This is a genomic window from Nitrospinota bacterium (genome assembly GCA_009873635.1).
Classification (GTDB): Bacteria; Nitrospinota; Nitrospinia; order Nitrospinales; family VA-1; genus LS-NOB.
Genome location: WAHY01000001.1, coordinates 172,055 through 183,876, shown reverse-complemented (window position 1 = coordinate 183,876; position 11,822 = coordinate 172,055). Strand labels below are relative to the sequence as shown.

The 11,822-nt window shown below is 46.9% G+C and carries 8 protein-coding genes; all 8 read right to left on the bottom strand.

Translation table 11 applies throughout. The features are described 5' to 3' along the window. Positions 1–7: 7 nt before the first annotated feature. On the bottom strand, positions 8–478 hold the full coding sequence (rpsG, locus tag F3741_00975) for a 30S ribosomal protein S7 (GenBank protein MZG29370.1): 471 nt from the start codon (positions 476–478) through the stop codon (positions 8–10). 15 nt (positions 479–493) lie between these two features. Further along, positions 494–868 carry a 30S ribosomal protein S12 gene (locus tag F3741_00970; GenBank protein MZG29369.1) on the bottom strand — a complete coding sequence of 125 codons (375 nt, stop codon included), beginning with the start codon at positions 866–868 and terminating at the stop codon, positions 494–496. A gap of 174 nt (positions 869–1,042) precedes the next feature. Further along, positions 1,043–5,128 carry a DNA-directed RNA polymerase subunit beta' gene (gene rpoC / locus F3741_00965; GenBank protein MZG29368.1) on the bottom strand — a complete coding sequence of 1,362 codons (4,086 nt, stop codon included), beginning with the start codon at positions 5,126–5,128 and terminating at the stop codon, positions 1,043–1,045. A 100-nt stretch (positions 5,129–5,228) separates the two neighbouring features. After that, positions 5,229–9,449, bottom strand: coding sequence for a DNA-directed RNA polymerase subunit beta (gene rpoB, locus F3741_00960; GenBank protein ID MZG29367.1), 4,221 nt, complete (start codon positions 9,447–9,449; stop codon positions 5,229–5,231). An 81-nt stretch (positions 9,450–9,530) separates the two neighbouring features. Next, entirely contained in the window at positions 9,531–9,911 is a 381-nt protein-coding gene (locus F3741_00955) for a 50S ribosomal protein L7/L12 (GenBank protein ID MZG29366.1), read from the bottom strand. Positions 9,912–9,987: 76 nt separating this feature from the next. Next, entirely contained in the window at positions 9,988–10,515 is a 528-nt protein-coding gene (locus F3741_00950) for a 50S ribosomal protein L10 (GenBank protein MZG29365.1), read from the bottom strand. Between the two features lie 55 nt (positions 10,516–10,570). Further along, positions 10,571–11,260, bottom strand: a complete 690-nt coding sequence (locus tag F3741_00945) for a 50S ribosomal protein L1 (protein MZG29364.1) — start codon at positions 11,258–11,260, stop codon at positions 10,571–10,573. A gap of 24 nt (positions 11,261–11,284) precedes the next feature. Then, positions 11,285–11,695, bottom strand: a complete 411-nt coding sequence (rplK, locus tag F3741_00940; GenBank protein MZG29363.1) for a 50S ribosomal protein L11 — start codon at positions 11,693–11,695, stop codon at positions 11,285–11,287. Positions 11,696–11,822 lie beyond the last annotated feature (127 nt).

Sequence of the window (11,822 nt, the reverse complement as noted above, 5' to 3'; positions counted from 1 at the left end):
TCTCCATTTACCAGCGGTAATGCGCGAAGGCCTTATTCGCCTCAGCCATTCGATGAACTTCCTCTTTTTTCTTAACCGCTCCGCCAGAATTTCCAAAAGCATCCAAAATTTCGCCCGTCAACTTCTCAGCCATCGACCTGCCCGAACGCGCCTTAGCATTCTGGATCATCCACCGAATACTGAGAGCCAGCCTGCGGTTCTCCTTGACCTCAACAGGGACCTGATAGGTTGCGCCACCAACCCTTCGAGATCGAACCTCCAATAAAGGCGCCGCATTTTCCACCGCCTTACGAAAAACCCGCAAAGGATCTTCCTTGCTTTTCTCGGCAACACTGTCCAGAGCCTTGTAAAGAATACTTTCCGCTTTCCCCTTTTCTCCTTTTCGCAAAATGCAATTGATGAAACGGGCAACCAGCAGATCATTGAACTTAGGATCAGGAATTATTTTTCTTTTCTGTGCTTCTCTTCGTCTTGCCATAAAAATTATCGATTATTATTTTTTAGGTTTTTTCGTCCCATACTTCGAACGGCTCTGCATTCGGCTTTCCACCCCAAGCGTATCAAGGCTACCCCGGACCACATGATACCGAACACCGGGCAAATCTTTAACTCGACCACCGCGGATCATAACAATAGAATGCTCCTGCAAGTTATGACCCACACCGGGAATATAGGTGGTCACCTCCATGCCGTTCGTCAACCTGACTCGAGCCACTTTTCGGAGAGCTGAATTTGGCTTTTTAGGTGTAGACGTGTACACCCGCACACAAACTCCCCGCTTTTGCGGACAAGATTTCAAAGCCGGACTGTTACTTTTTCCGACCGGTTTTTTCCGACCGGACTTCACTAACTGATTGATCGTAGGCAAAAAACAGACCTCCCTAAAAGGCAATCCACATAATCCGAGCACCAAATAAAACTGAAAACACCCGATGACTCAATAAAAACAAAGGGTTATATCAGACAGATATAGGCGTGAAAAAGTTGTAATTGTAGCACCGAAACTGACTTAGTCAAGCGAAAAAAAGGGGTTCCTCGTTTTTTATTCCGCCGCGACCGGAGCCTGATCTTCCTTCTGGTCAGCCCCCTCAATTTCAGGTTCTTCAATACGAATTCCGCTATAGGCCCGGCACCCCGTTCCCGCCGGAATCAATCTTCCCATTGTCACGTTTTCTTTCAATCCGACCAGGTTATCCATTTTACCGCTCACACTCACTTCCGTTAACACACGTGTGGTTTCCTGGAAAGAAGCTGCTGAAATAAAGCTTTCCGTGCTGAGCGATGACTTGGTGATACCTAGGAGCACCGGGGCACCCTTAGCCGGTTTTTTCTTATTTTTGATGGCTTCCTGATTAGCCTGGTTGAAGACTTTCTTGGTCACCTGTTCTCCAACCAGAAAATCCGTATCGCCTGAATCTTCAATAACTAAATGCCGCAGCATTTGCCGAACGATAACCTCAATATGCTTATCGTTAATTTGCACACCCTGCAGACGATAGACCTCCTGGACCTCATTCACCAGATATTTCTGCAATTCATCTTCACCAAGCACCCGCAAAATATCATGCGGATTGGAGGCGCCATCCATCAAAGGTTCACCGGCAACCACCTCATCGCCTTCGTGGACGTTGATGTGTTTGCCCCTCGGAATCAGGTATTCACATTCGTCACCCGATTCACCCACTACGACGACCTTGCGCATACCCTTGACAAACCCTCCAAACTTGACCGTTCCGGAAATTTCCGTGATCGTTGCCTGCTCATGGGGTTTACGAGCTTCAAACAACTCTGCCACACGAGGCAAACCACCGGTGATATCTTTTGTCTTTGCAGATTCGCGCGGAATTTTAACAATCAAATCCCCAGCACTCACCATATCGCCTTCGTTCACGTTAATGTTCGCACCTGCTGGCAGGATATATCGACGCACGGTTTCACCCTTTTCATCCTTGAGCGAAATCCGCGGCTGTTTTTTCTCATCACGGTGACTGATAATAACCTTGGTAGAGAGACCCGTGATATCGTCAAAATCTTCTTTCATGGTGACACCCTCAATCACATCACCAAATGCAATAGTTCCTGAGACCTCGGTCAAAATTGCATTTGTATAAGGATCCCACTCAATCAGGGTTTGACCCTCTTGCACTTCCTGGCCATCACTAACCTTGATTTTTGCTCCATACACAACTGAGAACCGTTCTTTTTCACGCCCCGTCTCATCCTGAATCACCAGGCTGCCGTTCCGGTTCATAACTATAATCTCACCATTACGGTTTTTAAGGGTACGCAATCCAAGATACTTGACCAAACCACCCCGCTTTGTATTCAAGGTCGTTTGCTCGACAACCCTGCTGGCAGTTCCACCAATGTGGAATGTTCTCATGGTCAGCTGGGTCCCCGGCTCACCAATGGACTGCGCAGCGATGACACCTACCGGCTCGCCAACTTCAACCCATTGCAAAGTAGCCATGTTGCGCCCATAACACTTAACACAAACACCCAGCTTGGATTCACAGGTCAGGCAAGAACGCATTTTGATTTTTTCTATACCTGCGTTTTCAATTGCCTGCACAGTCTCTTCCACAATCAGACTGTCCGCCTTGGCCAATACTTCGCCTGTAAACGGGTCAATAACATCTTCCAGAACCGTCCTGCCCAAAATTCTCTCTCCCAGAGGCTGAATAATTTCTCCGGCCTCAACCAGGGAGATCGCATTAATACCCTTGAGGGTACCGCAGTCATCTTCCTGAACAATCATATCCTGGGCCACATCAACAAGCCGCCGGGTGAGGTAACCTGAATTCGCGGTTTTCAGTGCTGTATCCGCAAGACCCTTTCGAGCTCCATGCGTAGAAATGAAATACTGAATCACCGAAAGTCCTTCACGAAAATTAGCGGTGATAGGCGTTTCTATAATTTCACCGGAAGGTTTAGCCATCAGGCCGCGCATTCCAGCCAACTGGCGCAACTGCTGGGCACTGCCGCGGGCACCCGAATCGGCCATGATAAAAATGGAATTAAAGTCCTTGGTGGTTTTTCCCACAACAGTAGACTCATCTTCCGCTTCCAGCTCTTTAAACATTTCTTCAGATACTTTTTCTGTAACGTGCGCCCAGATATCAATGACCTTGTTATACCTTTCGCCATTGGTAATGAGACCATCCCTGTACTGCTTGTGAACCTTGAGGACCTCATCATTGGTTTTATCAACCAACTGCACTTTAGTTTTCGGAATTCGCATCTGGTCAATAGAAATACTGAGTCCCGCCTCCGTGGCGTATTTAAATCCCAATTCCTTGACACTGTCCAACAAGGAAACTGTTTTTTCCCTTCCCACCATGAGGAAAGATTTGGAAAAAAGATCTGACAGGGATTTCTTATCCATCAGCCGGTTCACCAGCTCAAAAGGCAAGCCTTCAGGCAAAACTTCACCAAGGAGCACCCGACCCGTTGTTGTCTGGATCAGCTCTCCTTCAATGCGGACCATAATTTGCGCCTGCAGATCGAGTTCATCCGCATCGTATGCGGCCACGACTTCCTTTTGACACGAGAAAACCTTACCGCCTCCTTTTACATTTCCCCGAACCTTTGTCATGTAATAACAACCCAAAACAATATCCTGAGTTGGAACGGCAATCGGTTTTCCATTTGATGGAGACAAGACATTGTTGGAAGACATCATCAACAATTTGCTTTCAGTTCTCGCCTCCATGGAAAGCGGCACGTGAACCGCCATCTGGTCACCATCGAAGTCGGCATTGAAAGCGGTACAAACCATTGGATGCACCTGAATGGCTTTACCCTCAATCAGCAAAGGCTCAAAAGCCTGGATACCCAGTCGATGCAGCGTCGGCGCCCTGTTAAGCAGGATCGGATGCCCCTTCACCACTTCTTCAAGCACTTCCCAGACTTCAGCGCGCTCCTGTTCAACCATTTTTTTCGCGGTCTTGATAGTCGCGGCATAACCTTTTTCTTCCAGCCTGTTAAACACAAAAGGCTTGAACAACTCAAGCGCCATCTTCTTGGGCAGACCACACTGGTGGAATTTCAAATGAGGCCCAACAACAATGACAGAACGGCCTGAATAATCCACCCGTTTTCCCAACAGGTTTTGCCGGAACCGGCCTTGTTTACCCTTAAGCATGTCACTTAAAGATTTTAAAGGACGTTTGTTAGTTCCACGCAAGGTTCGCCCTCGACGTCCATTATCAAACAGCGCAGAAACCGCCTCCTGCAACATTCGTTTTTCGTTCCGGATAATAATCTGCGGAGCTTTCAATTCCTGAAGACGCTTCAATCTGTTATTCCGGTTTATCACACGCCGGTAAAGATCATTAAGGTCAGAGGTCGCAAAACGTCCGCCATCCAATGGAACCAGCGGTCTCAATTCAGGAGGAATTACAGGAATAACCTGCAGGATCATCCACTCCGGCTTATTGCCAGATTTTCGAAATGCCTCAACGATCTTAAGACGCTTGGCAACTTTTCTGCGGTTCATCACCGATTTGGTGGTGATCATCTCCTCTTTTAAATCGGCAGCGAGGTTGTCTAGGTTCATCGGCTTGAGCAGCTCCGTAACCCCCTCGGCACCAATCATCGCCCGGAAAGTATCGGGGAATTCCATTTCCATCTCCCGGTACTCCTCCTCGGTCAAAATCTGACCGACTTCCAAATCCGAATCACCGGGATCAGTCACCACATAATTTTCAAAATATATAATTCGCTCAAGATCTTTAAGGGGAATGTCCAGCAGATGCCCAAGACGACTGGGCAGTCCCTTGAAATACCAGATATGCGCAACCGGGCTGGCAAGTTCAATATGACCTAAACGTTCACGGCGCACTTTTGAGAGAATGACTTCAACGCCACACTTCTCACAAATGACACCCTTATGCTTCATCCTTTTGTATTTACCGCAGGTGCACTCCCAGTCCTTAACAGGACCAAAAATTTTCGCACAGAACAAACCATCCCTTTCCGGTTTAAAAGTACGGTAATTGATGGTTTCGGGTTTCTTAACCTCTCCATAAGACCAGGAACGGATTTTCTCCGGCGATGCAATCCGCACCCGGAGGGCATCAAACATGATCGGATTTTTTGGCTTATCGAAATATGTCAGGCTATCCACCAGGGATTTCTCCTATTTTAGGTTTTCGCAAACCGCTTTTTATTTATATGATCTACACCTCTTAAAAAATCTTGAGGCCTTAGAAACTTAATCAATCACTTCAAACAACTTTTCCAGATTCGATCAACTCAACATCAATGGCCAGACTCTGCAATTCCTTGATGAGAACGTTGAACGACTCAGGAAGACTTGGGTTCAAATGGGTGTCTCCCTTGACAATGGCCTCATACATACGCTTACGGCCTTCCACATCATCAGATTTAACCGTGAGCATTTCCTGCAAGGTATAAGCCGCACCATAAGCCTCCAGGGCCCAGACCTCCATCTCTCCAAGCCTTTGACCCCCAAACTGCGCCTTACCTCCAAGAGGTTGCTGAGTGACCAGAGAATACGGCCCCGTAGACCGGGCGTGAATCTTGTCATCAACGAGATGGTGCAGTTTGAGCATATACAGGTAACCCACCATGACATTTTGCCGGAATAAACGTCCTGTCCTTCCATCATAAAGCGGGATCTCACCTGATTCAGAGCAACCACCATCTGACAACAGTTTTCTCACTTCGCCTTCACGAGCACCATCAAACACAGGTGTCGCCATGTGTTCTCCGTTTGCCTTGGCGGCCATGCCAAGATTCGTTTCCAGGATCTGGCCCACGTTCATTCGCGAAGGCACACCCAGTGGATTCAGGATCAACTCTATAGGTTGACCGCTTTCCATATAAGGCATGTCTTCTTCAGGAACAATGGTCGACACAACACCCTTATTACCATGACGCCCTGCCATTTTATCGCCAACCTGCAGTTTGCGTTTCATGGCCATAAAGACCTTGACCAGCTTGATCACACCCGGGGCAAGATCATCACCTTTTTTCAAGTCCGATACTTTTTCATCAAGCATGGACTTCAGAACCTGAACCTGTTCTTTTGAGTTCGCCTCCATTTCTAAAAGCGTTTTTTCACTATCACTTTTAACCGGAACCTTAGCCAGATCCTTAATACTCATTTTGGCGATCAATTCCGCATCGATCACCTGCCCCTTCTTAAAAGCGACCTTTCCTACTGTTGTGGACTTAGTTGCCGACTGGCCCACAATCAAGGAACGCATATTCTTCTCAGTTTCACTTTTGACAATCTTTATTTCATCGGCATAATCTTTTTCAACGCGGGCGATCTCTTCTTCTTCAATGGCAAGGGTTCTTGAATCCTTATCAATCCCTTTTCTGGAGAACACCTTTACGTCAATAACCGTACCCTGGATTCCAGGAGGAACCCTGAGTGAAGTGTCACGCACATCTCCCGCCTTTTCGCCAAAGATTGCCTTGAGAAGTTTTTCTTCAGGGCTCAGCTGGGTTTCGCCTTTTGGTGTTATTTTACCCACCATGATGTCATTGGGTTTTACCGTGGCACCAATGCGAATGATTCCGCTCTCATCAAGGTTTTTCAAAGCGTCTTCACCCACATTGGAAATATCACGGGTGATCTCTTCTTTACCCTGTTTAGTGTCACGCGCTTCCACTTCAAATTCTTCTATGTGAATAGAAGTGTAAACGTCTTCTTTTACCAGCTTCTCACTTACAATAATGGCATCTTCAAAGTTGTATCCACCCCAGGGCATAAATGCCACCAGGACATTCCTACCCAACGCAAGCTCACCATGATCCGTGGAAGGACCATCCGCAAGCACATCGCCACGGCGCACCCTGTCACCCGAAGACACCAATGGACGTTGATTGACACAGGTATTCTGGTTCGACCGCTGATATTTGTTCAAAGTATAAATATCAACATTCGAATCCAACTGGCTACGTCTTGTCTTAACTTTACCCGCCGCCTTTTTTTCAGTACGAACAACAATACGAACAGCGTCTGCACTGATGACCTCGCCATCATTTTCAGCAATCACCATCGCGCCCGAGTCATGAGCAACAATAGCTTCCATACCGGTTCCCACCAGAGGAGCCTCAGAACGCAAAAGCGGTACAGCCTGCCTCTGCATGTTTGAACCCATGAGAGCCCGGTTGGCGTCATCATTTTCAAGGAAAGGAATCAAAGATGCCGCAACACTAATAAGCTGCTTGGGAGAAACATCCATGTAATCGATTTTTTCACTGGGGGACAGAACAAAATCCCCTCCCTTCCTGGCGGAAACAATAGGCTTCACAAACTTCTTTTTCTCATCCATCTCAACATTGGCCTGAGCGATGACGAATTTATCCTCAATCAGAGCAGTGTGGAAATCCACACTCTCTTTTGCCACAGAGTTTTCTACCTTGCGGTAAGGCGTTTCAATAAATCCATAATCATTCACCCTTGCGTAAGTACTCAGTGAAGCAATCAAACCAATATTCGGACCTTCAGGAGTCTCAATCGGACAAATACGGCCATAATGCGTTGGATGAACATCCCTCACTTCAAACCCTGCCCGCTCCCTGGTCAAACCGCCCGGACCCAACGCACTCAATCGCCTCTTATGTGTAACCTCGGAGAGGGGATTGGTTTGATCCATGAACTGAGACAGCTGGCTGCTGCCAAAAAATTCCTTGATCGCGGCAGTCACCGGCTTGGAGTTGATCAGGTCATGCGGCATGGAAACATCGAGGTCCTGAATGGACATACGCTCAATGATAGCCCGCTCCATACGCACCATTCCCACCCGGAACTGGTTTTCAAGAGATTCGCCAACAGCGCGAACTCTGCGGTTACCAAGATGATCAATATCGTCAATATCGCCAATTCCATTTCTGAGATCGACAATGTACCTGACCACAGCAATCAAGTCCTCCAGGGTCAACAACCTGTTATCCAGAGGAATATCCAGACCAAACTTCTGGTTCATCTTGATCCTGCCCACCACAGACAAATTATATCGCTTGGGATTGAAAAACAGGTTGCTGAACAAAGACCTGGCAATCTCTGGCGTTGGTGGATCCCCAGGACGCAATCTTTTATAAACCTCGCGAATCGCATCATCCTGGGTTTGGGTCTTGGCCGCGATCAATGTATCGCGAATCGTGGTATCAGAAGCTTCCTCGTCAATACGAAGAATCCGGATTTCATTAAGCTTGTTCTTTTTAACAACCTCAAGAACACCCTCAGTGATTTCTGAGTTAGACTCAACTTCAATCTCACCGGTTTCGGGGTCAATGATATCATCATACAAGAAACGACCGATCAAGCTTTCCTCGTCAATTTCAACCTTGACCGTCTTGGACATTCGACCCAGCTTTTTGCCAGCCGCCACAGTAACCTTTTTGCCCGACTTAAGAATGACGTCATCGGTTTTGGGATCAATCACATCTTCTTTAACCTTGAACCCGACCATCAGATTCTTACTACCCATAAAACATCTAGAATCTTTTCCGATGCTGATTTTTTCTATGGGGTAATAAGTTTCCAGGATGGACTTATTATCCATTCCAAACGCCTGCAATAGAATTGTTGCGGGCAATTTACGGCGGCGATCAATCTTAACGTGAAGAATGTCTTTAATATCAAACTCGAAGTCCACCCAGGAACCTCGATCAGGAATGATCCTCGCTGAGAAAAGAATTTTACCGCTGACGTGAGATTTGCCCTTATCGTGCGAGAAAAACGCACCAGGAGAACGATGCATCTGACTAACGATAACGCGCTCGACCCCGTTAATCATAAAAGTCCCGGTCGGGCTCATCATCGGCATCTCACCGAGGAAAATTTTCTGCTCCTTGACCTCTCTAACCGAATTAATAGTAACCTGAGGAACCTTTTCATCGGCCAAAATCTTTAAGATTTCATCAGTAACCGGTGTTTTTGCGGGGATCAAGGTTTTCGAAGTCTGCGGGCGCTTAACCTCTTCGATGATGATTTTGTCCTGCAGGTTTTTTAAGGTCTTCGCATTGACATCTATGACTTCCCGGTCAAAAAGAACCAGGCGCACCATGATTTTTATCGGATCAGAAAAGGTAAGACCCTTCTGCCTGCATTCGCTGAGCTTATGCTTTTCCTTGTAAGTAACTTCCTGCTTACAGGTTTGACAAACGACAGCCGGGCCGCCAAGTTCCTTGAACTCGCCACAGCCGCACTCCCATATACCAACCTCAAAGCCCACATACTCGATACGAGCATTGATATTCAAATCGGAGATTGGAAAAACGTCACTAAAAACTTCTTCCAATCCTCTCAACTCTCGATCTGCAGGCGCGACATCACATTGCAGGAAATATTCGAATGATTTTTTCTGGATCTCGATCAGATTAGGGATATCTATGACCGTAGGAATCCTGGCAAAGTTTTTTCTTTTTCTGAAATTGCCTAACGCTCTCTGGGAACGGTTCTTCGACATAAGGCTATATCCTTCTAAAAGAAAGATTAACGGAAAATTTACCTGTTAAGGCGTGGATAAATTTGCAGCCCACTATTCCCGTTATTTAACCTCAACCGTACCGCCAGCCTCTTCTACTTTTTTCTTAATCTCGTCGGCTTCCTCTTTCTTGACACCTTCTTTAATAGGCTTGGGAGCTGACTCCACAAGATCCTTGGCATCTTTCAATCCCAAACCAGTAATAGTTCTCACTTCCTTGATAACCTGGATTTTCTTGTCACCCGCAGAAGCGAGGATAACATCGAACTCCGTCTTTTCTTCAGCAGCAGCTTCCCCACCGCCCCCTGCAGGTGCCGCAACTGCAACCGCCGGAGCCGCAGCGGTCACACCATATTTATCCTCTAATTCTTTTACAAACTCCGACATTTCCAGAACAGTCATATTATCTATAAAGGAAACTACATCATCCTTTGTGACGGCCATTACGCCCTCCTTTCAAAATTGTGGTACCCAATGTTTAATTTAAAATATCATTACAACGGCCTTACCGAAGGCCGGATTATTCAGATGCTTTTTTTTCTCGTACCGCGTCCAGCGTTCCCACCAACTTTCTAAGCAGACTGCTGAAAACCCCAGCAAAATTTGTCGCAGGCCCATTGAAAACTGCCAGCAACTGGGAAACCAGCGCTTCTTTTGAAGGCAGGTCCGCAAGCGCCTTAACCTGTTCAGGAGAAATTTTCTTTCCCTCGACCACACCGCAAATCACCTTTGGACTTTTTGGAGCCCCGGACTTTTCAAACTCAGCCAAAGCTTTTGCGGGAGCCACAGCATCTTCAAAACTAACCACGATAGACACTGGCCCCTTAAAGTCTTCATCCAGTAACTCAAAAGGGGTATTTTTCGAGGCCTGCCGGGCCAAGGTATTCTTAATCACACGAAAATCCACAGATTTGGATCTCATATGACTTCGCAACTGTGTCAATTCAGGCGCTTCAATTCCCTGATAGTCCGCAAGAACTGCAGCTTTGGCTTTCAGAAACACCCCATTCAACTCTTCAACCTTTTTGATCTTTTCCGCGTTTGGCACGTCAGCCACCTCTTTCATTCCAATCTTCCGCCCCCGAAGGGCGAAAGCATTTCAATCAATTGGGCATATAAGCCACTTTAACCCCAACCCCCATAGTCGTTGAGACCGAAACTCCCTTTACATATTGCCCCTTGCTTGAGGCTGGCTTTGCTTTAACAAGAGCCGACATCAGGGCATGAAAATTTTCTTCCAGGGCCTCAACCGTAAAGCTGGCTTTACCCAGAGAAGCATGGATAATGCCTCCCTTGTCAACCCGGTAATCCACCTTACCCGCCTGAATAGATTCTATAGCCTGCTTCACATCAAACGTTACAGTTCCTGTTTTAGGATTAGGCATCAAGCCTCTTGGGCCCAACACTTTTCCGAGCTTTCCGACCTGACCCATCATATCCGGGGTCGCCACCACACGGTCAAACTCCATCCAGCCTCCCTGAATTTTTGTTACCAGGTCGTCACCCCCAACAAACTCTGCCCCAGCATCTTTTGCCTCTTTTTCCTTTTCGCCTTTCGCAAAGACCAGCACACGAAACTTCTTTCCTGTTCCTTTTGGCAACACAACACTGCCACGGATATTCTGATCAGCTTTTCTCGGATCAACACCCAGCCGGATCGCCACATCCAGCGACTCGTCAAACTTTTCAGACTTGACAGAAGTGGCCAGCCCCAAGGCTTCTTTCAATTCATATTTGCTATCCGGGTCAACCTTTTCAGCCGCCGACCTATGCTTTTTACCATGCTTTGCCATAACTTTTTCCCTGCCTGATCCCAGTTAGTTTTCAACCTTCAGACCCATGCTTTTCGCAGAACCCTTAATGATTTGCATCGCGGCCTCTACATCTTCAGCATTCAAGTCTTCCATTTTGACCTTTGCTATCTCTTTAACCTGTTCCTCAGTTACCGTTCCAACAAATTCCTTACTTGGATTCGATGAACCTTTCGCTATTCCAGCCGCCTGCTTTAACAAAGCAGAGGCAGGAGGAGATTTAGTAATAAAAGAAAAACTTCTATCCTTATAAACCTCAATGATCACAGGAATAATACTTCCCTCCTGACCCTGGGTTTTAGCGTTAAAGGCTTTACAAAAATCCATAATGTTCACACCATGCTGACCTAACGCAGGACCAACAGGTGGTGACGGTGTAGCCTGCCCAGCAGGAATTTGAAGTTTGATCTGACCCATCACTTCTTTTGTTGCCACTATCTTATCCCCTTTATTTTTCCACCCACCCGGCCTGATGCCAGTGAGCAATCACCTTTTACCCCGATAAAAACCGTCGACAAACAAAACCAATGCCTGCAAGCTACGA

What these genes read in the sequence shown, in the direction of transcription:
- rpsG (MZG29370.1), bottom strand. Translation starts at nt 478, where the DNA reads ATGGCAAGACGAAGAGAAGCACAGAAAAGAAAAATAATTCCTGATCCT.
- rpoB (MZG29367.1), bottom strand. Translation starts at nt 9,449, where the DNA reads ATGTCGAAGAACCGTTCCCAGAGAGCGTTAGGCAATTTCAGAAAAAGA.
- F3741_00955 (MZG29366.1), bottom strand. Translation starts at nt 9,911, where the DNA reads ATGGCCGTCACAAAGGATGATGTAGTTTCCTTTATAGATAATATGACT.
- F3741_00945 (MZG29364.1), bottom strand. Translation starts at nt 11,260, where the DNA reads ATGGCAAAGCATGGTAAAAAGCATAGGTCGGCGGCTGAAAAGGTTGAC.
- rplK (MZG29363.1), bottom strand. Translation starts at nt 11,695, where the DNA reads ATGGGTCAGATCAAACTTCAAATTCCTGCTGGGCAGGCTACACCGTCA.